26 protein-coding genes are annotated in these 25,635 nt (G+C 41.0%); 17 read left to right on the top strand and 9 right to left on the bottom strand.

The window, feature by feature from the left end; genetic code table 11:
• Nucleotides 1-93: 93 nt before the first annotated feature.
• From T7867_RS08115 to T7867_RS08105, 3 genes are read right to left on the bottom strand one after another with little or no spacing between them, the layout of a single operon-like run.
• Nucleotides 94-1,425 carry a hypothetical protein gene (locus tag T7867_RS08115; protein WP_322300066.1) on the bottom strand — a complete coding sequence of 444 codons (1,332 nt, stop codon included), beginning with the start codon at nucleotides 1,423-1,425 and terminating at the stop codon, nucleotides 94-96.
• Nucleotides 1,418-2,905 carry a cellulose synthase family protein gene (locus tag T7867_RS08110; protein WP_322300065.1) on the bottom strand — a complete coding sequence of 496 codons (1,488 nt, stop codon included), beginning with the start codon at nucleotides 2,903-2,905 and terminating at the stop codon, nucleotides 1,418-1,420. Before T7867_RS08110 ends, T7867_RS08115 begins: the two co-directional genes overlap by 8 nt.
• Entirely contained in the window at nucleotides 2,905-3,603 is a 699-nt protein-coding gene (locus tag T7867_RS08105) for a glycosyltransferase family 2 protein (protein ID WP_322300064.1), read from the bottom strand. Before T7867_RS08105 ends, T7867_RS08110 begins: the two co-directional genes overlap by 1 nt.
• 713 nt (nucleotides 3,604-4,316) lie before the next feature.
• Here T7867_RS08105 and T7867_RS08100 point away from each other — a divergent pair.
• The 3 genes from T7867_RS08100 (at nucleotide 4,317) to T7867_RS08090 (ending at nucleotide 6,450) form a co-directional block, all read left to right on the top strand.
• On the top strand, nucleotides 4,317-5,027 hold the full coding sequence (locus T7867_RS08100) for a pirin family protein (RefSeq protein ID WP_322300063.1): 711 nt from the start codon (nucleotides 4,317-4,319) through the stop codon (nucleotides 5,025-5,027).
• Between the two features lie 399 nt (nucleotides 5,028-5,426).
• Nucleotides 5,427-5,915 (top strand): DinB family protein, encoded by a 489-nt coding sequence (locus tag T7867_RS08095; protein ID WP_322300062.1) that lies wholly within the window; start codon nucleotides 5,427-5,429, stop codon nucleotides 5,913-5,915.
• Nucleotides 5,916-5,943: 28 nt separating this feature from the next.
• Complete coding sequence (locus tag T7867_RS08090) at nucleotides 5,944-6,450, top strand: hypothetical protein (RefSeq protein WP_322300061.1); 507 nt, start codon at nucleotides 5,944-5,946, stop codon at nucleotides 6,448-6,450.
• Nucleotides 6,451-6,486: 36 nt separating this feature from the next.
• On the opposite strand, the gene T7867_RS08085 is transcribed toward T7867_RS08090, so the two are convergent.
• Both T7867_RS08085 and T7867_RS08080 read right to left on the bottom strand, forming a co-directional pair.
• Nucleotides 6,487-7,914 (bottom strand): 4Fe-4S binding protein, encoded by a 1,428-nt coding sequence (locus tag T7867_RS08085; RefSeq protein ID WP_322300060.1) that lies wholly within the window; start codon nucleotides 7,912-7,914, stop codon nucleotides 6,487-6,489.
• Nucleotides 7,915-7,924: 10 nt separating this feature from the next.
• Complete coding sequence (locus T7867_RS08080) at nucleotides 7,925-9,259, bottom strand: NAD(P)/FAD-dependent oxidoreductase (RefSeq protein WP_322300059.1); 1,335 nt, start codon at nucleotides 9,257-9,259, stop codon at nucleotides 7,925-7,927.
• Nucleotides 9,260-9,425: 166 nt separating this feature from the next.
• On the opposite strand from T7867_RS08080, the gene T7867_RS08075 reads away from it, so the two are divergent.
• Nucleotides 9,426-10,139 carry a head GIN domain-containing protein gene (locus tag T7867_RS08075; protein WP_288340780.1) on the top strand — a complete coding sequence of 238 codons (714 nt, stop codon included), beginning with the start codon at nucleotides 9,426-9,428 and terminating at the stop codon, nucleotides 10,137-10,139.
• A 212-nt stretch (nucleotides 10,140-10,351) separates the two neighbouring features.
• Here the strand turns inward: T7867_RS08075 and meaB are convergent, their stop codons facing one another.
• Nucleotides 10,352-11,332 carry a methylmalonyl Co-A mutase-associated GTPase MeaB gene (gene meaB / locus T7867_RS08070; protein WP_322300058.1) on the bottom strand — a complete coding sequence of 327 codons (981 nt, stop codon included), beginning with the start codon at nucleotides 11,330-11,332 and terminating at the stop codon, nucleotides 10,352-10,354.
• A 99-nt stretch (nucleotides 11,333-11,431) separates the two neighbouring features.
• On the opposite strand from meaB, the gene T7867_RS08065 reads away from it, so the two are divergent.
• Genes T7867_RS08065 through queG form a run of 4 tightly spaced genes read left to right on the top strand, consistent with a single transcriptional unit; the run spans nucleotide 11,432 to nucleotide 14,285 of the window.
• Nucleotides 11,432-11,914: a rhodanese-like domain-containing protein gene (locus T7867_RS08065; protein ID WP_322300057.1), complete on the top strand. Its 483-nt coding sequence runs from the start codon at nucleotides 11,432-11,434 to the stop codon at nucleotides 11,912-11,914.
• Complete coding sequence (locus T7867_RS08060; protein WP_322300056.1) at nucleotides 11,915-12,520, top strand: TIGR04282 family arsenosugar biosynthesis glycosyltransferase; 606 nt, start codon at nucleotides 11,915-11,917, stop codon at nucleotides 12,518-12,520.
• A 3-nt stretch (nucleotides 12,521-12,523) separates the two neighbouring features.
• Complete coding sequence (locus T7867_RS08055; protein WP_322300055.1) at nucleotides 12,524-13,345, top strand: MOSC domain-containing protein; 822 nt, start codon at nucleotides 12,524-12,526, stop codon at nucleotides 13,343-13,345.
• A gap of 4 nt (nucleotides 13,346-13,349) precedes the next feature.
• Nucleotides 13,350-14,285, top strand: a complete 936-nt coding sequence (queG, locus tag T7867_RS08050; RefSeq protein ID WP_322300054.1) for a tRNA epoxyqueuosine(34) reductase QueG — start codon at nucleotides 13,350-13,352, stop codon at nucleotides 14,283-14,285.
• A 37-nt stretch (nucleotides 14,286-14,322) separates the two neighbouring features.
• Here queG and T7867_RS08045 read toward each other — a convergent pair whose 3' ends face one another.
• The gene (locus T7867_RS08045) at nucleotides 14,323-14,511 is read right to left on the bottom strand and encodes a hypothetical protein (protein ID WP_322300053.1); all 189 of its coding nucleotides are present in this window, start codon (nucleotides 14,509-14,511) and stop codon (nucleotides 14,323-14,325) included.
• A gap of 150 nt (nucleotides 14,512-14,661) precedes the next feature.
• Here T7867_RS08045 and T7867_RS08040 point away from each other — a divergent pair, with 150 nt between their 5' ends.
• Genes T7867_RS08040 through T7867_RS08025 form a run of 4 tightly spaced genes read left to right on the top strand, consistent with a single transcriptional unit; the run spans nucleotide 14,662 to nucleotide 19,221 of the window.
• Entirely contained in the window at nucleotides 14,662-16,110 is a 1,449-nt protein-coding gene (locus T7867_RS08040; RefSeq protein ID WP_288340775.1) for a BatD family protein, read from the top strand.
• The gene (gene aroC, locus T7867_RS08035) at nucleotides 16,110-17,186 is read left to right on the top strand and encodes a chorismate synthase (RefSeq protein WP_322300052.1); all 1,077 of its coding nucleotides are present in this window, start codon (nucleotides 16,110-16,112) and stop codon (nucleotides 17,184-17,186) included. Before T7867_RS08040 ends, aroC begins: the two co-directional genes overlap by 1 nt.
• 18 nt (nucleotides 17,187-17,204) lie before the next feature.
• Entirely contained in the window at nucleotides 17,205-18,602 is a 1,398-nt protein-coding gene (locus T7867_RS08030; protein ID WP_068217793.1) for a dicarboxylate/amino acid:cation symporter, read from the top strand.
• 49 nt (nucleotides 18,603-18,651) lie between these two features.
• Complete coding sequence (locus tag T7867_RS08025; RefSeq protein WP_068217790.1) at nucleotides 18,652-19,221, top strand: NifU family protein; 570 nt, start codon at nucleotides 18,652-18,654, stop codon at nucleotides 19,219-19,221.
• 71 nt (nucleotides 19,222-19,292) lie between these two features.
• Here the strand turns inward: T7867_RS08025 and T7867_RS08020 are convergent, their stop codons facing one another.
• Nucleotides 19,293-19,658 carry a DUF6249 domain-containing protein gene (locus T7867_RS08020; protein WP_068217787.1) on the bottom strand — a complete coding sequence of 122 codons (366 nt, stop codon included), beginning with the start codon at nucleotides 19,656-19,658 and terminating at the stop codon, nucleotides 19,293-19,295.
• Nucleotides 19,659-19,818: 160 nt separating this feature from the next.
• On the opposite strand from T7867_RS08020, the gene T7867_RS08015 reads away from it, so the two are divergent.
• From T7867_RS08015 to T7867_RS08005, 3 genes are all read left to right on the top strand, one after another.
• A complete protein-coding gene (locus tag T7867_RS08015) occupies nucleotides 19,819-20,409 on the top strand; it encodes an RNA polymerase sigma factor (RefSeq protein ID WP_068217783.1) in 591 nt (196 codons plus the stop codon).
• Nucleotides 20,406-20,780: a hypothetical protein gene (locus T7867_RS08010; RefSeq protein WP_068217780.1), complete on the top strand. Its 375-nt coding sequence runs from the start codon at nucleotides 20,406-20,408 to the stop codon at nucleotides 20,778-20,780. The genes T7867_RS08015 and T7867_RS08010 overlap by 4 nt, the downstream gene beginning before the upstream one ends.
• A 71-nt stretch (nucleotides 20,781-20,851) precedes the next feature.
• The gene (locus T7867_RS08005) at nucleotides 20,852-21,598 is read left to right on the top strand and encodes a carboxypeptidase-like regulatory domain-containing protein (RefSeq protein ID WP_068217777.1); all 747 of its coding nucleotides are present in this window, start codon (nucleotides 20,852-20,854) and stop codon (nucleotides 21,596-21,598) included.
• Here the strand turns inward: T7867_RS08005 and T7867_RS08000 are convergent.
• Nucleotides 21,595-22,158, bottom strand: a complete 564-nt coding sequence (locus T7867_RS08000) for an arylesterase (RefSeq protein WP_245660213.1) — start codon at nucleotides 22,156-22,158, stop codon at nucleotides 21,595-21,597. The two genes, T7867_RS08005 and T7867_RS08000, sit on opposite strands and share 4 nt — an antisense overlap.
• A 141-nt stretch (nucleotides 22,159-22,299) precedes the next feature.
• Here T7867_RS08000 and T7867_RS07995 point away from each other — a divergent pair, with 141 nt between their 5' ends.
• Together T7867_RS07995 and T7867_RS07990 are read left to right on the top strand one after the other, a co-directional pair.
• Nucleotides 22,300-22,995, top strand: a complete 696-nt coding sequence (locus T7867_RS07995) for an ABC transporter ATP-binding protein (RefSeq protein ID WP_068217769.1) — start codon at nucleotides 22,300-22,302, stop codon at nucleotides 22,993-22,995.
• The gene (locus T7867_RS07990) at nucleotides 22,995-25,553 is read left to right on the top strand and encodes an ABC transporter permease (protein ID WP_068217766.1); all 2,559 of its coding nucleotides are present in this window, start codon (nucleotides 22,995-22,997) and stop codon (nucleotides 25,551-25,553) included. The genes T7867_RS07995 and T7867_RS07990 overlap by 1 nt, the downstream gene beginning before the upstream one ends.
• The last annotated feature ends 82 nt before the right edge of the window (nucleotides 25,554-25,635 follow it).

Genomic DNA, 25,635 nt, shown 5'->3' with positions numbered 1-25,635 from the left:
CTTTTCTTCTGTACCTAAAGGCTCAGCTATGAACTGATGTAAAGACTAACTACCTACCTACATTTAGTCCCTAACGGGACGAAAATACCTGAACTAAGACTCTCGAGAAGGCAAACTAAACAACCATTTGTTGAGCCTTACCCCAAAGATTTCGAGTAAAACAAATACAGCGAGAATACCATATTCAATCATTACTACATCAATCCGATCTTGATATTCTCCGCCAGAGTAGTTGATATATGTTAGGAAGATAAGGTAAGACCAGAGAAACGGAAAACGCACGTTTGAAAATACACTGACTGCCAATAAAGGAATAGCATACCACGGGTGCACTGTGGTAGCAAACAGCAAGTACAGCAGCCAAACCCACACCATTTGCCTTGGCCAATCACCACTCTTTTTAGCGGCCAAAGAGTAGATCATGATGCTTACGAAGGTAGCTGCCATCATCCATTTTCCTGACTGTTCAATGATGTTATGGCCGAAGGCTTCGAACCCATACCACCTAGCCAAATAATAGAAGCTGCCATTAAACTCAAACTTCTGGAAGTAAAGCGACATGCTTTCCCAAATGGCCCAAGCATGAGCAGTGTTAATCATCGGCAGAAAAGTAACAGCCAACGTAGCAACTACAATCAGGCCGTAAATCAGTGTTTGCTTGAAACCAATCTTTCTAATCAGCAAAGGCAGAGCAATTAATGGAATGAACTTAGTGGCTACGGAAAGCCCGAAAAACACAGCCGACCAATTCAGTTTCTTTTGTTCAAAATACCACACAGCCTGTAGTAAGAAGAAAATGACAATAGCTTCGAAGTGCAGATTTCCAGTCAACTCTAAAATCACCAGCGGATTCAAAGCATAGATTAATCCGTACTTCTGCGGAAGTCCATAATGAGTCAGGAGCTTTTGAATCAGGCGAATATTACCTAGTTCAAACAGCAGCAAGATGATGCGAATCACAACAGTCGACCAAATAATTGAATTGGGCGAAAACAGAGCTCCGATAAAGAAAATCACCTGATTAAGCGGTGGGTAAACGCTGAAGTACTCCTTAGAGTTGAGTTTAGCAAAAAGCGCTTGGTCAACCCCTTCTATGTTTTGGTCTAAAAAGTAAGCAGGTAAGTGTTTATAAGGATCTTCCAGCGAAGTAAGCAACCTGCCATCCCACACAAAGCGGAAAATATCATCAGAAAGCTTAGGCACAGAGGCAATCAGCAATACCCGAAGCAGCATGCCCCAGTAATAGGCTAGCTCTTCCTCACCATTATCTAGTTTTTTGCAGATGACAACAATAGCTGCGAAGAAAAGTGTGTAGGCCGAAATGAGTTGAACCGTGGATTCCCTTGGAACAAAGTAGCCAATGTAAATGGTAAGTGCTGCGCTGAGAATGAAGGCCGTATTCAGCCAATAGTTTTGCTTAGGCATGGCGAGTGTGTTGTACCGAATAGTAGAACACAAGCAAGAAACCTAAACTCAACAAAATATGAAAGGGCAGCAGAGCAAAATCATTGAAGTAAAATGCAAGCCCTAAACCAGCAAAGAAATAGAGACTCAACAAGCCTTCAATTACTGTTAAAGGATTGATTTTTTTGCTGAAGTAAATATTCCCTTTCCAGCTATCTTTCTTGTCTTTGATGTTGAACTTCGGGGTTCTGACAAAGGGGCTCTTTTTACCCATTAGCCCTTCAAAAACCGCTAGCGCATTATGGACAGATAAGCCCAAGAAAACTGAAAGTAGCATAAACATTTGCGGAGCAAACGTCTTTAAATTCTGCCAAAAACTGAGTTCATCATCTTTGAAACCATTCCAATAAAAGATGACTAAGAAGACATAGCCCATCAAAAACATCATGGAAATGTTCATGAGCCATTCCCAGCTATCAGACTGATTTCTAATAAATAAAACGGGGACGCTTAACAGAGCGGTGATAACTATACAGATGAAAACTGCCGAATTGAGCAAGTGGAAAGTAGCATGAAATTTAGTACCCAAAGGCAGCGGTGCCTTCAACACTTTTGGCAAGAGCTTTCTACTGGTTTCGGCAGCTCCTTTTGTCCAGCGATATTGTTGTGATTTGATAGCCCCCATAGCCGCAGGCAATTCTGCAGGTGCCACAATTTCTGGGGTGTAGAAGATTTTCCAGCCATTAAGCTGAGCGCGGTAACTTAAGTCAAGGTCTTCAGTAAGTGTATCGGCCTTCCAACCGCCAGCATCTGCAATACAGGTTTTTCTCCAAATGCCTGCGGTACCATTAAAGTTGAGAAAGTGCCCCCCTTGCGCTCTACCATTTTGCTCCACTCTGAAATGCGTATTCAAACCAAAAGCTTGGAGCTTAGTGAGCATTGAATACTTTTCGTTAATGTGCCCCCAACGGGTCTGAACCACCCCAATTTTTTCATCACTATCAAAGTGTGGAACGCTCCCTTTCAAGAAATCTGGCTGAGGCACAAAGTCAGCATCAAAAATAGCTAAGAACTCCCCTTTAGCAATGCTTGTTCCGTACTGAAGCGCACCTGCCTTAAAGCCTTTTCTATCTTCCCTTCTTACATGTTGAATGTCTAGTCCCTTCTGTTTCCACTCATTTACTTTAGCCGCAACGAGCTCAACAGTTTCATCATTAGAGTCATCAAGTACCTGAATTTCGAGTTTATCTTCTGGCCACTCGAGTTTGGCCACCGCATCGATTAATCGTTCAACTACATACAGTTCGTTATAAATGGGCAACTGAACCGTAACAATAGGATATCTATAATCTTCTGTAACCTTGGCAGGTTGTTTAATTAAGCCCTTTCTAGATGCTTTTCGGTACTGATACACCAAAGAAAGTTGCGAAATACTGTAAAGAAAAATGAACAGTAGCGCACCTGTGTAGCAAGTAAGAATTAGTAGTTCTAGCCAGTACATTATAGATACTTAAAAATGGTGTATAAAATTTTATATCCGGCCATAACCGTGCCCTTCACTGTTCCAGACACTTTGCTAACCCCAATTCTTCGCTTATAGTTTACAGCTACTTCGGTACACTTGAGTTTATGCTTGGCAGCCTTAAGCTGCATCTCTACAGTCCAGCCGTAATCTCGATCTACCATCCCGATCTCCATCAGCTTGTCATACTTGATAGCTCGAAAAGGCCCTAAGTCTGTAAACTTGACACCGTAAAACCATTTAAGCAAAGTAGTAGCCAGCCAGTTACCGAATACTTGGGGAACAGTCATGGAGCCTGATTCTCTCCTGCCTAAAGCTCTGGAACCAATTACTAAGTCGAAATCTCTTTCAATAATGGGACTCACCACTTCTGGCAACTGTTGTGGATAGTCAGAATAATCGCCATCTAAAAACACCACTATATCTGTAGTAGGAAGCTCTTTGGTTATGTATTCTATCCCTTTGAGACAAGCATTACCATAACCAGGAGTCATTTCGGTAAGCACCGTTGCCCCTGCTTGTTGAGCAACCTCCACTGTATTATCTGTTGAAGCATTGTTCACCACAATCACCTCTTCCACCCATTCTGAAGGAATATCCTTCACAACATGAGCTACCGACCTTTCTTCATTAAAAGCGGGGATAATTACTCTGATTTCTGGTTTCTCTCTCTTCAAAACAAAGCGCAAAGCTAAAAAATATAGTCTTGTAGAAAGCTAAAGAGTTGAAGCTAAGTTCCATCTTTAAATGATTGCTTGATTTGATGTCGGCTGAAGAACATTTCGTCAAATCGGATTGTAGTGAGTTCTACCCTTTTCCGCTCCCCTCCCAAAACCTCGGTAAAGAGGGGCAACAATTGCTGTAAGAATCAGACAAAATTGTTCTTTCCTGCACTTAGAACCGTGCTCCTCCTACGGGGGAAGAGACGAGATGGGGGCTTTCAAGTAGATTTCAGACATTTAGATGATTTACAAAAGAACAGTCTTAAGCCCCCTATAAGAGCCAATTCTCCCAACCTCTTCCGGTGCCCCGAGACTTCGGGGCGGAACGCCAAGGAGGAGTATCCGTGCAAACATCGTTTGGCAGAGTTTCATAGATGTGCCACTTGCTAGGAAGTTACTCTTTAAAGGGGATGTGACCGGAGTCCGGAGGATTCAAAAACCCAAGGCGTCATTCCGGAATTTTTCTTCTCAACTTGATTTGTGAGAAGAAAAATATCCGGAATCTTATTAATTGAAGAATTTAGATACCGGATAAAATTGTCCCTGTCTTAAATTAGGGACAATTTTTCCGGCATGACGTTACTGATTCTATTCTACCAATTGAACCGAATTTCAAACTAATGAGTTTAATACATGTACATACATAGAAATAAAAGAAAGGATTCAAAATGAAAACTGTAGTACATAAATCTGATAGTCGCGGTTATGCCAACCACGGATGGTTGAAAAGCCGTCACACCTTTAGTTTTGCTAACTATCATAACCCTGAGCGCGTTCACTTTGGCGCATTAAGGGTATTAAATGATGATGAGGTGGCCGAAGGAATGGGCTTTGGCACTCACCCACATGAGAACATGGAAATTGTGTCTATTCCGCTACAAGGAGATTTAGAGCACAAAGACAGCACGGGAAGACATAAAGTGATTCGTCAAGGCGATGTACAAATCATGTCGGCAGGTTCTGGAATTAGCCACTCGGAGTACAATCATAACAAAGACGAAGAGGTGCACTTTCTCCAAATTTGGGTTTTCCCGAAAGAGAAGAATATTGAGCCGAGATATGAGCAAAAAACTTACGAAGTAGAAGACCGAATGAACAAGTTTCAGACGGTAGTATCTCCAGAAGGGGGCGATGCTTTGTGGATCAATCAAGATGCTTTTTTCAGTCTGGCCAATCTAGATGCTGGAACCAAACTGAACTATGATGTTAAAAAGCCAGGGAACGGAGTCTATTTCTTTGTACTCAATGGCGATATGGAAGTAGCTGGTGAAGCCCTAACCACTCGCGATGCGGTAGGTGTTTCTGAAACAGAGAGCTTTGAAGTGAAAGCCAAGTCTTATGCTGAAGTACTAGCTATTGAGGTACCAATGGAGTTCTAAGCCTCTGTCTTTTTAATAGTAAGGCCCTCAGTCCTTTATGGGCTAAGGGCCTTTTATTGCCCCAATCTTTGACAAACTTTTATTAAGAGTGTTTGAATAAGCTTTGGTCTTTGTTGCTGTCTCGAACTTAAGTTTGTCAAAGGTAATCTGTGAAATGGTATGGAGACTTGAGTTTACATGGACATTTTTTAGGTTACAAGTCTACTTTTCCGTTTGACCTTCGGTACTGACGGAAAGCCACATCAGTACCGCAGGTCAGATGGAAGGCCTAGCAACATACCGTGAAATTAAAACAAGCCCCAACCGCCTCCTTGGAGTTAGTAAATCTTGCTTTGAAATCACCCTTTTTTAAGAGGAAATGACCGCAGAACAGAGGGGTATTTTAACTATCATTGCAGCATGAGAACTGACTATAACCTTCGTGAAATTACTCTTCAAGCTTTTGAGGAATTTTTAATGGTCGATGACAAAGATGCTGCGGTGAAACCAGCTCCGAATAAATGGTCGGCAAAGGAGATTTTAGGTCACCTGATTGACTCTGCCTCAAACAATCATGGCCGCTTTGTCCGTGCTCAGTTCTCAGACGACTTAATCGTAACTCCATACGCTCAAAATGACTGGGTTGAAGCTGCTGATTATCAGAATATGGATTGGCAAGACCTACTCATTACCTGGAGGCAAATGAACATTCTGGTTTCTAACATCATGTACAATACTACTCCTGAAGTTAGGGATAAGCAACGTACGGAGCATAACCTCCACAAAACCGCTATGGAACCTATTGCCGAGGGAGAGCCTACCACTTTAGGCCATTTTATGGAAGATTATGTGTTTCACCTGAAACATCATTTGGGGCAGATTAGAACTTTGATAAGTATTGAGTATTGAGTATTGAGTATTGAGTATTAAGTATAAAATGAAAAAACCACTCATTTCAATCATCCTTCTCATTTTTCTTACTGCTTGTTGCACCGAAAAAGAAAAAACAGAACTTTCAGAACTAGCAATCTCAGCTGGTATTGAAGAATTTTTCATCAAAGACTCCAAGAACGTTGAATTTGCAATCGTTGATGAAGGAAAACACAATATCATAATTGCAAAAGACAATCTTGGTTGGGATAATATTTCTGTTGATGTCAGAGAAGGAATCGAGCATCTAATATCATCTCCACAATGGCTATCAATACAGGAAAATAAAATGACACAAGGGGTTCTGTTGACTAATGAAGTCAGTGATCAGACAATTGGCTTAATTAGCATTACTAAGTCTTATGAATTACCAAATGGAGATGGTCTGATCTATTTCGATTTGCTGTGTGGCAATGACTGTGGAGGAGGAAGTTTTTATCTATTCAAAAAGGAGTCCAATAAATGGATACTTAAAAACTCATATCCTGTTTGGGGTGGTTTTTGGTTTGAATAAAACCCTATCTCAAGACTCAAGACACAATACTTTTTACTATTTAGCTATTTCAATACTTTCGTTGCCCACTATAATAGCTGGAGCTTCAGTTCTGTTTTCATCAGGGCCATTTTCCAGCTTCAATACGCCTCTTGGACATACGGCCGAGCAAATGCCACAACCCACACAAGAAGCACGAACTATATTCTGACCTCTCTGGGCATACCAACGCACATCAATACCTTGCTCGCAATAGGTTGAACAGTTTCCGCAAGAGATGCATTGCCCTCCATTGGTAGTAATTCGAAATTTCGACTTGAATCGTTGAATAATACCCATGTAGCCAGCCATTGGGCAACCAAACCTACACCATACTCTAGAACCTAACATTGGGTAGAAGCCAACACCAATTACTCCCGAAAAAGTAGCACCAATGAGAAATCCGTATGGCTTCTGAAAATTGTTATAAATGTTTAATCCAAAGACTTCACCTGTATTCAAGAAATAGCCATAAATAGTAGCGGCTGTCATCACAAAAACAAAAATCATAACACTGTGAATTAACCACCTTTCCAATTTCCAGGCACTGAGCTTTTTAGAGGACAAATGTCGGAAAGGATCACCCGCAGTTTCGGCCAAACCTCCGCAACCGCAAACCCAAGAACAGTACCAACGCTTACCCAAATAGTAGGTAAGAATTGGCGTAAAGACCAAAAACATAGCAATGCCTATAATCAGATATAAAATACCTACAGGTTGATAGGCCTCTTCTTGCATGGCATCTAAGTGCCAGTCATAAAAGTAGTCATAGTCTAAGGGCCACGTGTTTTTGATGTCTGTATCGTAATAGCCAAGGTATTCACCTTGGGCATTAGTAGCATCATTGTAATTAAGTCCGGCCAGTATTTCTGGAATTAGGTAGGCCAAAAACAGTTGTGCGGCAATAACCACTAAGGTTCTCTTGATCTGATAACTATTGCCTCTGTATTTAAGTAAAAATTTTATTCCCAGAGACAGAATAGCTAATGTGTACAGGGTTCCATACATAAACCATTGCGAAGCTGGTTTGCCTTTGAAAAATTGACTCAGTGGATCGAATAGAGCAACAAACCCTTCATTAGCGCCACTCTCTTTATATCCCAAATATTCAGGAAACCAATATAAGAGCACATAGAAAGCTGTAAGAATTACACCTACTGTCCAGCCAATTACTCCTCTGCTGGTCAAGCTTTTAAACATCACCCCATTGTTCTTGATACCTTCCGGCTCGTTCTTATAGAGCCTCCACGAGTAAATAGTAGTTCCTATAATAATTCCGCCTAGCGCCACGGCTAAACCAAGCGCTTTTGGAATAGGCACATTGCCCCATGCTAGAAAAAAGGTGAGTAATCCTAGCCCTGCTAAAGCTAATCCTGCCTTCTGAATGGCATCTGTTTTATCAGGGTGCGGATTGGATATTGATAAACTTGGGTCTGCTTGAGACATATTGTTTGCTTTATGAGACAAAATCTAAAATTCGTTGCCAGCTCTTTTTCTTCAGCTTTAGCTGTGTTCCGTTTTCGGAATTAAACTGATTGATAATTTCTTGCTCGTGCTGTTTATAAAACTCTGGGTTGAAGTTGGCATCACGCAGGTGTTCTAGCACATACTCAACTGACCTCTCTTCTTTGAACCACTTATCGAAGGCATGGTGTCTGAGTCGGAAGCCAAAGTTATTCACCCCAGTAAGCTTGCCTGAGTCTGACTTCCAGCGAAGCCTAAGACAAATTTTACCAGACTCATGTTCCCAATAAAAATCAGATTCATCGTCTTTCTTTTCAGGCCAAACCCAACCGTATGTTTGATATTCAATATCAAAGAACTTAGCAGAGTTAAACCAATTCCCGGGCTTGTATGCGGTTTGTTTGCCAGCCAATGTTCGGCCTAAAACTTCTCCCATCATTCGTCCTGTATACCAGACCTGCTCTATTGGTTTTCGTTCACCATTCGGTTCACGGAACTCAGCACAATCTCCAGCGGCATATACATTTTCTATATTGGTTCGAAGAAATTCATCGACCAAAACTCCTCGGTTCACCTCTATTTCTGAGTTCTTGATAAAACCTACATTCGGAGAAACGCCAGCGGTTAAGCCTACAAACTGACAGACTATAGTCTCACCACTTTTTGTTTTCACCGCCTTAACTCTACCTTGTTCATCGGCTACAATTTCATCTAGCTCTGTGCTTAACCTTAAATCTACATGGTGCTCCAATGCATGCCGGTTAATCATTTCTGATTCTTCCTTAGGCAACACATTACTCCAGAAGCTTTTTTCACGAACCAAAAACGTAACCGGAATATTTCGCGACAGCAGCATTTCAGCCATTTCAATGCCTATAAGTCCACCACCAACTATCACTGCCCGCTGAATATCTTTGGTATTGGCTTCCATCAGCTCCAAATCCTGATAGCTATATAGCCCCTGAACACCTTTAGAGTCTTGACCAGGCCAGCCAAACTTATTGGGCTTAGAACCTGTAGCAATCACTAGCTTATCGTAGTTCAAAGATGAACCATCCTGAAATTGTAGCTCATTTTTAGCGGTATCAACTGCAGAAACATAGGCTCTTTTCAGTTCGATTCTGTTTTTCTCCCAAAACCAGTCTTCATAAGGCTTGGTATGCTCATATTTCATGTGCCCCATGTAAATGTACATTAGGGCTGTTCTGGAGAAGAAATGGTCGGTTTCGGCAGAAATCACGGTTATCCGATCGTCACTCAGTTTTCTGAGGTGCCGGGCAGTGGTTATTCCTGCAATTCCATTTCCGATTATCACTACGTGTTGCATACAGAGGTTATTACACTAAATAAATCGAAACAGGTTTTGTTTCATTGTCACTTCAATGACCTGTTCTTTAAAATGATTCCAATTGCGTTAACTCTTGAAGAATTTATCGGCTACGATGCAACCTTCGGGAGCAACTCCTATCTTTAGTTCAGAATTTAAGTTTAAAATGATGAAAAAATTAATGGAAAGACGTTTGATGGGCATATTAATGATTGCAGGTCTATTGACCTTCGGTCAGCTTGCTTTCGGCCAAAGTAGAGAGAAACGTGATGTAAGCAACTTCAGCGCACTTTCTGTAAGCAGTGCCTTTAAGGTAGAAATTAGTGTTGGAAGTACTGAGTCTTTAGAAATAGAGGCTGAAGACAGATATATGGACGACATTATTACTGAAGTAAGAGGTGGCACTTTGGTGATCAGAATTAGAGACTCTCGCGATACCAAAAGAATGAGAGACAGCCCAAAGGCCTACTTAACCGTTAAATCTTTAGACAGAATAAATGCTAGTGGCGCTGTTGTTCTAAATACCAGAGACGCCCTTAAGGGAAAAAAGTTAGATCTAGAAATATCTGGCGCTACGGTAATAAACTTAGAAATGGAAGTTGAAGAACTTTATCTCGAATCTTCCGGTGCGTGCGTAATCAGCTTAGAAGGTATTGCCAAAGAGCAGGTAGTAAAAACATCTGGTGCTACTACATACCGAGCTTACGATTTAGAGTCTGTTAATGCAGACATTAGAGTAAGTGGTGCAGGATCTGCTAACGTATATGTAACCGGAAAACTAGATGTACACGCCAGTGGCGCTTCAAGCATCAGGTATAGAGGTGGAGCTTCAGTAAATGCAGACACATCTGGAGCTTCTAGTGTTAGAAAAGGAGAATAAAGGTTTTGGGGCAAGACCCAAACTTTAAATATCGATTAAACCCCGGCCGAATTGGTTGGGGTTTATTTTTGTGCCTTAGTGCGGATATCCAGACCAATGTCAGGCTTAAATTTAGGCGAACATATGACCTTCCCACCTGACTTTCGATACTGATGGATTTCCGTCAGTACTGAAGATCAGACGGAAATCAAGGCTGAAAAGCCAAGAGACAATCAAAAAGCATTTATCACATCATGTGCAGCATTCAAAGCTGGGGTTTTACCAGACTGAACTTCTTGAAGCTTTTCTTGATAGCGCTGTTGAACTTCAGGCTTTTTGAAGAAAGATATTTTCAACAACTCGTTCAAGTTTTCTTTGAACCAACTCACTTGCTGATTAGCTCTATTTTTATCGAAAAAGCCATTCCCTACCACTTGAGTCTGAAACTTCGTGAGCATTTCAAAAACTTCTTCCAAACCAGATTTATCTAATGCCGAACAAGTTTTCACTTGAGGAATCCAACCGCTAGGATTTGCAGGAAAAAGATGCAGTGCGTTCTGATATTCAACTTTAGCCCGTTTCGCTTGCTTCAGATTATCTCCATCGGCTTTATTGATAACTACAGAATCGGCCATTTCCATAATGCCCTTTTTTATGCCCTGAAGCTCATCTCCTGCACCTGCCAACATCAGCAGCAAGAAGAAATCTACCATGCCATGCACATGGGTTTCCGATTGCCCTACTCCCACCGTTTCAATAATAATAAAGTCGAAACCCGCAGCTTCGCAAAGCAGCATCACTTCTCTAGTTTTTCCGCTTACACCTCCCAAAGTAGAACCAGATGCAGAAGGCCGAATAAAGGCATTCGGATTTCGCGCCAGCTCTTCCATTCGCGTCTTATCACCCAAAATACTTCCCTTGGTTCGCTGAGAACTAGGATCTATAGTAAGCACAGCCAATTTCTTTCCCTTTTCCGTCAAAAGCGTTCCGAAAGACTCTATAAAGGTACTCTTTCCAACGCCTGGTACACCTGTAATTCCTAGACGGAATGACTTACCTGTATCTGATAAAATGGCCTGAAGTAAGTCTTCGGCCTGCTTCTGGTCTTCTTCTCTATTACTTTCAATCAGGGTAATTGCACGACTCAAAATCACTCTATTTCCTGAGCGGATACCTTCTACCAATTCTTCTGTGCTGAGCTTCCTTCTTTTCATATTGCTGTTGCTCGAAAATAGTGATTTATTCACCAGCTATCGAAATTTCACCGCTCTTGTCTATTATGTTCTAATCCGCACTTTGGCTAATTTGCGTATGTGTCTAAAAAAAGAGTGTTTTTGATAGCTACTGGTCTCACCCTTCTGTTTATAGCCTTTGGAGTATATGTCTTCCGTAATGGAGTTTATAGCTTTTGGGATTCAGATGTAAAACGCATCGACACCCAAGAAGCACAGCAAATGCTTCAGAAAAAAAGCTATGTGTTAATTGATGCTAGGGCTCAAGATGAGTTTGCTGTTAGTCACCTGAAAGGCTCAATACTTTATGAAGAAAGCTTGGTTGATAAGCTCAATAAAAATGAACCTATTTTAATTTACTGCACTATTGGTGTAAGAAGTAATAGGATAGCCAAGCAACTGAGCGATATGGGATTTGAGGTCTATGATATGCAAGAAGGCATTCTAGGATGGGCCAACAATGAGCTGCCCGTAATAGACTCTGCAGGCAATACTACTAAGAACATTCACACCTATAACAAAAGCTTTGCCCCCTTGTTGAAAAAGGGCACTGCTGTTTACTAAATGAAAAAGAAGTTACTCATCATATTCGTAAAAAATCCGAAGCTAGGAAGAGCCAAAACACGATTGGCTGCAACTGTTGGAGAAGAGTCTGCTTTAGCGATATACAAGCGTTTATTAGAAAAGACTAGAGATGCCACGGAACCGCTGCCTTTCGACAAAGTAGTTTGTTACGATCAGTTTGTAGATAGGGAAGACTTATGGCCCAATAAGGGCTTCGAGAAGAATGTTCAGGTGGAAGGTCATCTGGGTGAAAAAATGGAAGATGCTTTTAACCGTGCTTTTGAAGAAGGCTATCAGCAAGTCTGCATCATTGGTAGCGATTGCTACGATCTGACCACGGAAATTATCATGACAGCCTTCCATACTCTAGATAAAACAGATGCTGTTATTGGACCATCTGAAGATGGTGGTTATTACTTGCTCGGGCTTTCCCAACCATGTAAAGAACCTTTTCATAACAAAGAATGGAGTACCGAATCTGTTTGTTCAGAAACTGAGAAGGATTTTGAGAGACTCGGCATGAGTCATGAAAAAATAGTTACACTCAACGACATAGACACCGAAGCAGACCTTGGTGAGTGGGCCGATGATTTAATATTATCTTAGCGCATGGTTACAATAAAAAGCTTACACATATACCCCATTAAGTCATTAGGGGGTATTGAACTTGTTCAGTCGAAAGTTGAAAGAAGAGGCCTTCAGTATGACAGAAGGTGGATGCTTGTTGACGAGAATGGTCGATTTGTAAGCCAAAGAGAAAACCCGAAACTCGCTCTACTACAACCTTCTATGAAGGACAATCTAATTTTTGTTGAAGACAGAAGCGGCACCTTAAGTACCTTGGGTTTTGAGGTGTCTGAACCCAGTTCCTCTCCCATGAAAGTAACCATTTGGGACGATGAGTGCGAAGCAAAACCTTTGGATATGAAAGTGAACCAATGGTTTTCGGAGTTTCTTGGCAAAACCGTTCAACTGGTTTACATGCATGACGATAGCCAGCGCATTGCAGATCAGCGATACGCTCCAGCTAAGGATGATGTAGTCAGTTTTGCAGACGGATATCCAATTTTGGCTATTAGTCAAGAGTCTCTAGACTTATTGAATAGTAAGCTAGAAACGGAGATTCCTATGGATCGTTTTCGGCCAAATCTAGTACTGCAAGGTCTTGAAGCGCATGAAGAAGATGCTTTAGCTCAAATTGAGATTGGTGCGCTAAAGTTATTCGGTGTAAAACCATGCGCCCGCTGCGTAATGACAACCATAAACCAGCAAACAGCAGAAAAAGGAACTGAACCGCTTAAAACTCTAGCCAGCTATAGAAAAACTGGAAACAAGATACTTTTCGGTGAGAACTTTATACCAGAAACTGATGGCTGGCTAAAAGTGGGAGACGACATTAATATTAGAAAACGGAAAAAGGCGCTAGTTTAGCCCCATGAATCCATCGGTTTCTAAAAACACCCAGTTGCTAAAGCAAATGGCCAAAAACCATGGCTTCGATTTTTGTGGTATTTCCAAAGCAGAATTCCTGGAAGAGGAAGCTCCTCGCCTAGAAAGCTGGCTTAAAAAGGGTGCTCATGGAAAAATGAGCTATATGGAAAACCACTTCGACAAACGCCTAGACCCTACCAAACTAGTACCAGGAGCAAAATCTGTGGTTTCACTTCTGTACAATTACTATCCTGAAATCGACCTAGCCGAAACGCACCCAAATCAGAGCAAAATAGCCAAATATGCCTACGGCAAAGACTACCACTTTGTAATAAAAGACAAACTCAAAACGCTGCTTTTAGACTTACAGAAAGAAATAGGTGAGATTGAAGGGAGAGTTTTTGTGGACTCTGCACCCGTAATGGAAAGACAATGGGCCGAGAAATCTGGATTGGGGTGGACGGGCAAAAACACACTACTTATAACCAAAAATCAGGGCAGCTTCTTCTTTTTAGCCGAGCTTATTATTGATTTAGAATTAGAGGCCGATGGCCCTATAAAAGATTATTGTGGAACATGCACACGTTGCGTAGATGCTTGCCCAACTGATGCCATAACACCTTATGAGGTAGATGCTAGTAAGTGCATTTCTTACCTCACCATAGAATTAAAAGAAGGAATACCTGAGGAGTTTAAAGGAAAGATGGAAAACTGGGCTTTTGGTTGCGACATTTGCCAAGATGTTTGCCCTTGGAATCGATTCTCAAAACCGCATCAAGAAGAGGCTTTTTTACCGCCCAAAGAACTTTTAGAGCTCCTTAACAATAATTGGCAAGATTTAACAGAAGAGGTTTTTGGCAAAGCATTTCGTAAATCGGCAGTAAAAAGAACCAAGCTTAAAGGCCTAGAACGCAACCTAGAATTCCTCAAAAACATTTAAGCCCATCGGTTAGGATGGGCTGGGTCTTTTTTAAAAATTATTGTGCTAATACGAACTGTTTTTCGATTATTGGGCCGTATACATGCCCAAACCTGGCATTACACCAGTTTTTCAGCTCTTGTAACTCATCTTTAATGAGTGACTTAATCGCTTTTCTCAACTCTTTTTCGAAAAGGCGGCCATCAAAGCTTACCTTGGCGAGAATAGTCTTGAAATACTCCAGCATGTTAAGAACGTTTTAGGGTTATGAATCTACTTTTTGTTTAGGTCGTACCTACCCATACGTAGGATAAATAATTCAGGTTATATGCTTTCAAAAATGAGTTTATCTTTGAAGACCTATTTCCTGAAAGGGAAACGAATATAAGAAAAAATTATGAGAAATTTTGGCGTTTTTTTATCTGTTCTTGCCTCAATCTTCTGCCTTTCCAGAGCTGCATTTGCTCAGGAAATTTCGGTACAACTTGGGCCAAACGAAGTAGGTATGAATGAGTTCTTTACCATTACTGTTACCGTAAATAATGCAGCAATTAAGAACTACACTGATTTTCCTAATATCGATGGATTTGCAAAGCGAGGTACTTCTTCTTCGAGCAAAACAAATATTGTAAATGGTGAGATATCATCTTCGCAAAGCATTACTCAGCGCTATATGCCGCTGGAAGAAGGCACCTATACACTAGAGCCTTTTTCGCTTGAAGTAAATGGCACAGAAGTGAGCTCTCAAGGCAAAACTATTAAGGTTACGCCTCCTGTAGAAAGAAGACAGAACAACAGGCGCAGGTACGATCCGTTCGATGACTTGTTCGGCAGAAACAGGAATAACACAGAGTCTGAGTTTATGGATGTTAAGGAAGACGCCTTTCTGGCCCTAACTACCGACAAAGATGAAGTTTATGTGGGCGAAGGCTTTACAACAACCTTTGCTTTCTATGTGGCAGATGCCAATAGAGCGCCTCTACAGTTCCATGAGGCTGGCAAGCAGCTTTCCACTATTCTAAAAGATCTTAGACCTGAAAACTGCTGGGAAGAAAACTTCAGCATTGAGAATATTTATGGTGAAAGGGTTGAACTTAATGGCAAAAATTACACTCGCTACAAAATTTACCAGGCCACTTATTACCCACTCAACCTAGAGCCTGTCGTGTTTCCTTCGGTTCCCTTCGAAATGATTAAATACAGAGTGGCTAAATCGCCCTCATTCTTTGGTAGAGACAGACAAGAAGACTTTAAAACCTTCAACACTCGAGAAAAAACTGTAAAGGTTAAAGCCCTGCCTCCACACCCGTTGAAAGACAAAGTAGCTGTTGGTCAGTTTGAGCTTGATGAAAAAATTAGCACCAACTCGGTAGAAACTGGAGAGAGCTTTTCTTATGAGTTTAATATTTATGGCGAAGGAAATATTTCTGGTATTCCTGACCCAAGCATACCAGACACAAAAGAGATGGATATTTACCCTCCTAACGTGGCACAAGACATTAACAGGGGCGCAGGCAGGGTTACAGGCTCTAAAAGATATAGCTACTTCGGTATTCCAAACGAGCCAGGAGAGTATGACCTAAAAGATTATTTCAGCTGGATATTCTTTAATCCTGAAACAGAAAACTACGACACATTAAAGTCTGAAGTGAAGCTGATGGTTACAGGGGAAAGCAAAGAGAATGTATCAATTTCTTCAACAGATTTAGGCTCTTTCTATGACAACATAGATATTGCATCGAACGAATTACAAAGTCTGGATAAAAGCAATGCTACCCAGATAATTGCCAATCTGTTAATTGCTGCTCTTTTAGGAGCCGCAGCGTTTATGTTTATAAGAAAATAATGGGGAGTTCTTTCGGTAATATTTTCAAGATTCATACTTACGGTGAATCGCACGGAGTAGCTTTAGGAGTAGTCATAGATGGTTGCCCAGCCGGCCTAGCAATAGATGAGTGTTTTATTCAATCTGAACTGGACAGGAGAAAGCCAGGCCAATCCAAAATCACTACTCAACGGAAAGAAGCAGATGAGTTTGAAATTGTTTCAGGTGTTTTTGAAGGCAAATCTACAGGCACACCTATTAGCATTATCATCAGAAATGGAGACCAGCGCAGTAAAGACTACTCTCACATAGCCGATAAGTTCAGGCCATCTCACGCTGACTATACTTTTCAGGCCAAATATGGCATTAGAGATTATAGAGGCGGAGGGCGTTCTTCAGCCAGAGAAACAGTTGCTCGTGTAGCAGCAGGAGCCATTGCCAAACTATTGTTAAAACACTATGGTATCTCTTGTGATGCTTATGTTTCTCAAGTTGGGTCATTAAAATTAGAGAAGTCGTATACAGAATTAGACCTCTCTGAGGCCGAAAACAATATTGTTAGATGCCCCGACTCTAGTTTGGCAGAGCAGATGATTGCCCTGATTGATGAAACCAGAAAGAACAGAGACACCATTGGTGGAATAATTACCGGAGTAATTAAAGGCACTCCAGCAGGCCTTGGCGAACCAGTTTTCGATAAACTTCATGCAGAGTTAGGCAAAGCCATGCTCAGTATTAATGCAGTTAAGGGCTTTGAATATGGAAGTGGTTTTGAAGGAGTTAAGTTAAATGGCTCTGACCATAACGATGCTTTTTATAAGGAAGAAGAGCAGATTAAGACCAAAACCAACCTTTCTGGTGGTATTCAGGGTGGCATTAGCAATGGAGAAGACATTTATTTTAATGTAGCTTTCAAACCTGTGGCTACCATTATGCAAGATCAGGAAAGCATTAATGAAGCTGGCGAAAAGGTGACAGTCTCCGGAAAAGGTCGTCACGATCCTTGTGTGGTTCCTCGAGCAGTGCCCATCGTAGAAGCTATGTCAGCTTTGGTTATTGCCGATTATTTGCTAATTAGCAGGTCAAATCGACTTTAATAACCCTCTTTCCTATTCATGAAGAAGCTTCCTTTGCACATTAAAATCATGTTAGGCCTAGTAGCCGGTGTGATCTGGGCATTTGTCTCTAGTTATTTAGGCTGGAATCAATTTACAATAGACTGGATAGACCCTTTCGGACAAATCTTTATCCGAATGCTAAAATACATAGCGGTTCCTCTAGTACTATTTTCCATTATTGGTGGAGTTTCTAGCCTTAAAGACATGTCGCAATTAGGCAGAATGGGAGGTAAAACGCTTGGCTTCTATATGGTAACTACGGTTACCGCTGTGGGGCTTGGCTTACTCTTAGTAAATGTACTTCAGCCAGGTAAATTTATTGATGAAGAGCAGCGCATAAAAAACAGACTACAATACGAAAGATGGGTACAAGCTACTGATGGTGTTGAGATTCTAGATGGTAAAAACCTTCTGAACGACCCAAAATATAATACTATAGATGCTGGTGAATTAGAACTTGATGAGGCCACCAAAGCTGACCTTGATGCCAAAATGCAGGTTGCCGAAAAGAATAAGGGTGCTGGTCCGCTTCAATTTATAGTTGATATGGTTCCAGAGAACATTGTTCTTTCCTTATCCAATCAGCAGCTCATGCTTCAGGTCATATTCTTCGCTATATTCTTCGGCATTACTATGGCCATGATACCTGATGAAAAAGTTAAAGGCCTTGCCGACTTTGTAAATGGCACCAATGAGGTATTCCTCAAAATGGTGGATTTGGTAATGAAAGCAGCTCCTTTCTTTGTATTTGCCCTTTTAGCCGGTATCATAGCAAAAATGGCAGACACACCTGCTGAGGTAATTGAGGTTTTCAAAGGACTTGCCAGTTATTCAGGCACACTTGTTCTGGGTTTACTCTTCTTAATATTTGTGTTCTACCCAGTAATTATCAAGCTATTCACTAACATTAATTACAGAGCCTTCTTTAAGAAAATGGGTCCTGCTCAGTTAATGGCGTTTTCAACCAGCTCTAGTGCTGCAACGCTTCCTGTAACTATGGAGTGCGTTGAAGAAAACATGGGTGTTTCTAAAAAAGTAGCCAGCTTTGTTTTACCTGTTGGAGCTACCGTAAATATGGACGGCACCAGCCTTTATCAAGCAGTAGCGGTTGTATTCTTAGCACAAATGCACATGGTAGAACTCACTGCAATTCAACAATTAACTATTGTGCTTACCGCCACTTTGGCGTCTATAGGTTCGGCTGCTGTACCAAGTGCAGGCTTAATTATGATGATTCTTGTACTTCAGTCTGTGGGGCTTAACCCTGCTTGGGTTGCTATTCTTTTCCCTGTAGATAGGCCATTAGATATGCTTAGAACAGTGGTAAATGTAACAGGCGATGCATCTGTTTCTACCATTGTGGCTAAAACAGAAGGAGAATTACAAGATGCCTAAGAACTAATCTTGTACCTTTGCGGTTAATACAGCGCAAAAGAGAATAGTTATGAGACCTGTTAATATTTACATGGAGGCCAATCCGAACCCAAACTCAATGAAGTTTGTGGTTAATTTTATGCTACTACAAGACGGTGTTAGTTTTGATTACCCTAATGTAGAAGCAGCCGATCAGTCTCCCCTAGCTCAGGAATTATTTAAACTACCTTATGTTGATCGTGTTTTTTACATGAGCAACTTCATTACCGTAACAAAGAAGGAAGAGGTAGAATGGCAAGAAATTCAGGATGAGGTTAAGTCGGTAATCAAACCTTATTTAGAAAATGAGAAGCCTTTACTTCTTGAAGAACTAGATAAAGATCCACTATTTGACGAAAACGATTCTGAAGTAGTGAAGAAGATTAAAGGGATTTTGGACGAATACATCAGGCCAGCTGTTGAGCAAGATGGTGGAGCCATAGGTTTCTCCTCTTTCAATGAAGGCATTGTAACCGTTAGTCTCCAAGGTTCATGTAGTGGCTGCCCAGCGTCTACAGTAACTCTAAAAAATGGAATTGAAAACCTGCTGAAACAGATGCTTCCTAATGATGTAAAGGAAGTAGTGGCAGAGGAAGGCTAAGAATTTTTAGCCCATAAAGAAAAAAATCCCTGATCTGAAGATCAGGGATTTTTTTTGACCCTTAAGCTGCCCTAGTTATTCAACTTCTTGCTAGCGAAGAATGAAGCAATAAAACCTGCGCCAATCGTAAGGAAAATACTTACAAAATAAGGCAATGGATCTCCTGAATGCCTAGACCATCCCCATTCATGAACTAGACTAGATAGGGCAAACCCGAGAATTATGCCTGTGCCAATAGATATGAATACGATACCCAGTACTACGGTAAAAAAGTAATTCTTCTTTTTGGGCTCCGTTTGAAAGAGCTTGGCATCTGCCCCTTTTTCAATAAGCATCATTCTTTCTTTATGTCTAGTGTGATAATAGTAGTAAACAAGACCAACTGTTCCTCCTATTGAGAACACAAAGAATAAAGCAGTAACTAAACCTCCGTCCATGATTTTTCAATTTTAAGTTCTACAAGCTTTGATGTCGAACAGTAGAATCAGGTTACACCCATTTTAAAAATTAGCCAAAAAAATTCTTCAGCCCGGTAACTATTAAAAAATGTAACTTGAACTGTAACCTAAAATATTAGCCTGTAGTCAAACCAGAAAAATGAAAGGCCACAATGAACGGTATGCAATGGAATTGATTATCGCTAAAGTAAAACAAGGCGATATGGTTGCATTCAATGCCCTAATTGATGAGTACAAAGCCATGGCTTTTACACTGGCGCTCAAGCTGATGAAAAACAGGGAAGATGCGGAAGAAGTAGCGCAAGATGCCTTTGTTAAGGCTTACAAAAACATTGGTCAGTTTGAAGGAAAATCTAAGTTCTCAACCTGGCTTTATACCATAGTGTACAATACTGCATTGACCAGACTGCGTAAAAAACAGCTCGATATACAAGATATTGATAGTCATTCTGTGGAATCTTCATCGGCCTTTTCTGAATCGGGAATGGAGTGGAGAAACCTACAAAGAGACGAAAGGAGCAGTTATATTAAACAAGCTTTAGAGCAACTCGTAGAAGAAGATCAGGTGGTTATTACCTTGTTCTACCTCAACGAAAACTCCTTAGCAGAGATCTGCGAGATTACTAATTGGGAATTATCTAACGTAAAAGTTAGATTGCACAGAGCTAGAAAAAGGCTTTTGATTGAACTTGAGAAATTGTTGGAAACGGAAGTGCGATCGTTGTTATGAGCAAATTTGAGCTATCAGATAAAGAATTAAAACAGCTACTTCAGAACGAAGGGTTGGAAGAGCCTTCTATGAGCTTCAACCGCATGATTCTGGAAAAGGCTCAAGCTTTTGAACAAACTCGTTCTATCAAAACACCGTTAGCCTTGAAAATCGCTTTTGGTGTCTTAATGCTCATTCCGCTTATTCTGATTTTCGTTGGAGGTGGAGTTGATCTAGGCTTAGTAGAGACCATAAAAGAACAACAAATAAGCATCCCATCGCCTAGCTTAGACTTTCAAGTGAATAGCTACTATTTCTACTTTTTAGCACTTACAGTTGGAGTGATTTGGCTCTCTGTTTTCTTTAACAAAGTGCTTTCTAACCAGAAGTAACACTCGGTTAAAAAGGGTTAATCATTTTCTTTCGGGTACACTTCTTTTCAATTTTAGTTGTCTAAACTAAAATGCGCTTAGTACTTACCCTTTTCTTACTCATTACTTGCTGCTTTTCGGCCATTGGCCAAGAAGAACTTTTGCGCGGAAAAATTGTAGACGCCAAGACTGGCTTTGCTGTACCTTATGCTAGCGTATTGCTATCCAATAAGTCTCAAGGCATGGGAGCTTCAGGAGAAGGTAAGTTTAGGTTCGAAGTAGAAAACGGAGATACATTGCAGATTTCATCCATTGGTTATGAAACGCTTCAGCTACTAATAGACCGTGACAAACTAGACTTTGATAAGGAAAATGTGTTCGAGTTGAAGCCAGCCGTTTATGAATTAGACAGCATTGAAATCATTCAACTTTCAGACAACTTCTACCTCAAAAGACCCAAACTAGACACACTAGAGTTAGGCATTTACAGGCCAAGAATTATTAGAGACTGGAACCAAATGCAAACAATTCCTTTTGCTCATGAAGGTCAAATGGGAATCACAATTTCTGGCTTTCTGAACTCTTTTGACAAGAAGATTCAGCAAGAAAAAATCATCAACGAATTTAAAAAGTCTAAAGAGTTCAAAAAGCAACGGCAAGCTGAACGCGAAAAGTACTTCAACAAAGAACTAGTAAAGCGGGTGACCCGAATAGATGATCGTGTGATCGATGAATTTATGGAGTACTGCAACTTCCTCGATGGGCAGATTATCGGCAAAACTGAGTATCAAGTCACTTTGCTTATTCTCAAGAAGTATAAAGAATTTTTAGTTCGCTAGAGCATTGGTTTAAGGTATTCCCAAACTGTTTCGGCCACTATTTCATGCCCTTTTTGGTTCGGATGGATGCCGTCTGAAAGGTTCAGTTTTGGGTCTCCTCCAACACCTTCTAATAGAAACGGAATCAGTTTGGTGTTCATCTCTTTTGCCACATCTGGAAACAGCGACTTGAATTTAGAAGTGTACTCTTGCCCCAAGTTTGGCGGAATTTGCATGCCCGCCAGAATAATCTCGGCCTTAGGGTTCGCCTTTCTCACTTTCTCTATCATGGCCTTTAGGTTCTTCTCAGATTCCTCCATGCTCAAACCTCTAAGACCATCATTCCCTCCCAACTCCAGTACAAACACATCTGGCTTCGACCTTAAAATCCAGTCGATTCTGTTTAATCCTCCGGCAGTAGTTTCTCCACTAAGCCCAGCATTGATGACCTGATAATCTAGGTCTGCCTCCTCGATTTTCTTTTGGATCAGGGCAGGAAAAGCACTTTCAATCGGAATCCCATAACCAGCGGTTATGCTATCGCCAAAAAAGACAATCCTTTTGGGTTGATCTTGAGACATCGGAAAGAGATTAAACAAACTAAAGAGGGCAATGAAAGCGAGTCTAAACATTTCGAGCGTAAATTTCTTTATACATTCAGAACCAGTGAACTTATTTTTGGTTCTTGCGTCTTTTGAATATAAATCATCAATTCAATTTATATGCCTAATATTCTGGAGGTTTCTCAACTTTCTAAAACCTACCAAAGCGGAACCAAAGCATTAACGGTACTTTCTGATATTAGTTTTTCCATAGAACCTGGAGACAAACTGAGTATTGTTGGCTCTTCAGGTAGTGGAAAAACTACGTTGCTTGGCCTTTGTGCAGGTTTAGACAGAGCCTCTTCTGGTAGTGTTATTTTGAATGGCACCAAGTTGGATTCGCTCAATGAAGATGAAAGAGCCAGAGTTAGAAACCTGCATGTGGGCTTCGTATTCCAAAATTTCCAACTTCTTCCAACACTTACAGCCCTTGAAAATATTATGGTTCCTATGGAATTGAGAGGCGAAAAAGGCATTAAAGACCGAGCTATGGATTTGCTAGCGAGAGTAGGTTTGGCCGAAAGACACGACCACTACCCTACTCAACTTTCAGGTGGTGAGCAACAAAGAATTTCAATTGCGAGAGCCTTTTCAAACAGACCAAAAATCCTATTTGCCGATGAGCCAACTGGTAACCTAGATGAAGAAACCTCGGTGAAAATTGAGTCCCTACTCTTCGACCTGAACAGAGAATTGGGAACTACACTTGTGCTAGTTACCCATGATAATGAACTGGCCAAGAAAACCGACCGAGTGATTCAGCTTAAAGGAGGAAGAATCATTAGCAACAGCTTAAACCAAGCTCTAGAAGTCTAATGGATAGTCAGTCGAAAACAGATTGGAAATGGCTATTCAAAATGGCCTGGCGAGATAGTCGTAGAAGCAAATCGAGACTCTTCCTCTTTATTTCGTCTATCATCATTGGCATTGCAGCCTTGGTGGCCATTAATTCCTTCAGCGATAATTTGAAGGATGATATTAACAGTCAGGCGAAAGAACTGCTCGGTGCCGATTTAGAATTAGGCAGCAATGACTCTACCTTCAATTATGGCTTAGTAGACACATTGGCTCACGAAGTTTCTTACGAAAACAGCTTTGCCTCCATGGTTTTCTTCCCGAAGAATCAGGAAAGCCGATTGGTTGATGTAAGAGCTTTGGAAGGTGACTTCCCTTACTACGGAAAAATAGAAACAGAGCCTGCCAATGCTGAGGCTACCTTCAGAGATGGTGAGAGAAAGGCTCTGGTAGACCAAAGCGTGATGATTCAATTTGATGTGGAAGTTGGAGATTCCATCCGCATTGGCTTGGTCAATTTCAAAATTGAGGGTTCATTAATTTCTTCTCCATCACAATCACTGGGCGCTACCTTAGTAGCTCCTGCCGTCTACATTCCTTTAAAATATTTAGACGATACCGAACTGATTCAAAAAGGCAGCAGGGTATACTACAGAAGATTTTACAAATTTACCGACCCACCAGAAGGCTTTGATATTGAAGCTCAAATCCGTGAAGACAGTGACACCCTCCGCATTCAAGACATTAGTAGCGAAACCATAGAAGAGAGAAAGGAAGAAACTGGAGAGACCTTCGATGATCTAGCTGATTTCCTTAACCTAGTAGCCTTTGTTGCGCTCCTTTTGGGTTGTGTTGGTGTGGCCAGTGCGGTTCACATCTATATCAAAGACAAAATTCGCTCGGTTGCCATACTTAGGTGTTTAGGTGCTTCTGGAAAAGATACCTTCCTCATTTACCTGATTCAAATTGGTGCTGCAGGTTTTATTGGATCGTTTTTAGGTGCACTTGCGGGAACCTTCATTCAGACCATTCTGCCTAAAGTATTTGGCGAATTTCTTCCTGTCGAAGTAAACATTGCGCTTTCGTGGCCATCTATATTAGGCGGTTTGCTCACTGGAATTTTTGTTTCAATTCTTTTCGCGCTAGCACCTTTAGTGAGTGTACGAAAAGCTTCGCCATTAATTACCTTAAGAGGAATTGAAGCGGACAATAATGCTTTGAAAGATAAGCTCAAATGGCTTATCTACGTAGGGATACTGTTGTTTGTAATCGTCTTCGCTTTCATCCAAATTGGCAGTTTAGGAGACAGTGTTGTATTTACGCTTTTCATTGCTTTCTCATTCGGCTTTTTGGCATTAGTGGCCCGATTCAGCATGTGGCTGGTGAAAAGATTTTTCCCGGCTAGTTGGAGCTACATTTGGCGCCAAAGTCTAGCTAACCTATACCGACCAAACAACCAAACTTCGGTGCTCATTGCCTCTATCGGTTTGGGAACAGCGCTGATCACTACGCTCTACTTTATTCAGGCTCTATTAATTAGTCAGGTAGAAATAACTACGGATAATGACCGTCCTAATCTGATGGTGTTCGACATTCAAAGTCATCAGGTAGAAGAGTTGGCTGAACTGACTAAGTCTTATGATCTACCAGTACTTCAGCAAGTCCCTGTAGTCACCATGAGGATTGAATCTATTAACGGGCTGACTTTGGAGGACGTTGTAAGTGATACCACAGAAGACAACAGAAGGCGCAGCAGCCCTTACAGAAGAGAATGGCGAGTGACCTATCGTGATAGCTTAATTGAATCTGAAAAGATAGTACGTGGAGAAATTACAAAACCCAATAACATAGATGAACTGCCTCAAGTGAGTTTAGAAGATGAATATGCCAAAAGAAATAAGATCGAAATTGGCGACACCATTGTCTGGAACGTTCAAGGGGTGCCAATTAGCACTACACTAGGCAGCACCAGAGAAATAGATTGGGAGAGAGTTCAAACCAATTTCTTAGGGCTATTTCCGAGTGGAGTATTGGAACAAGCTCCACAATTTCATGTACTGATTACACGTGTAAAAGATGTTGAAGAAGGCGCTCTCTTCCAGCGAGAAGTAGTGAAGAATTACCCGAATGTATCCGTAATTGATGTTGGGCTCATTCTAAATACCTTAGACAACATTCTGAGCAAAATCTCCTTTGTCATCAGATTCATGGCGCTATTTAGCATACTTACAGGACTCTTGGTTTTAGTGAGTTCAGTCATCCTCTCCAAATTTCAGCGTATAAAAGAGAGTGTATTATTGAGAACCATGGGCGCGAGCAAGAGACAAATCTTCAGCATAAACAGCCTTGAGTATTTCTTTTTAGGTAGTCTGGCATCCTTATCAGGGATTATACTATCGTTGTTAGCAAGCTGGGGCTTAGCCTACTTTACCTTCAACTCCACCTTTGTTCCTGATCTATTGCCAATTGTTCTGGTCTATATTTCTATTACTAGCATCACCATTCTTATAGGTTTAGCCAACAGCAGAGGTATAGTAAGCAAGCCACCCTTGGAAGTTCTAAGAAGCGAAATTCAATAGCCATTTCTTTAACATAGAGAAGTAATTTTAACTTGATGAAGGCCACATTTGGCTTTGGTACAATTTTCGTACTTTCGATTCC

Origin of the sequence: Roseivirga spongicola (genome assembly GCF_034376045.1) — a bacterium.
GTDB lineage: Bacteria > Bacteroidota > Bacteroidia > Cytophagales > Cyclobacteriaceae > Roseivirga > Roseivirga spongicola.
This window is presented reverse-complemented; position numbering and strand designations above follow the sequence as displayed.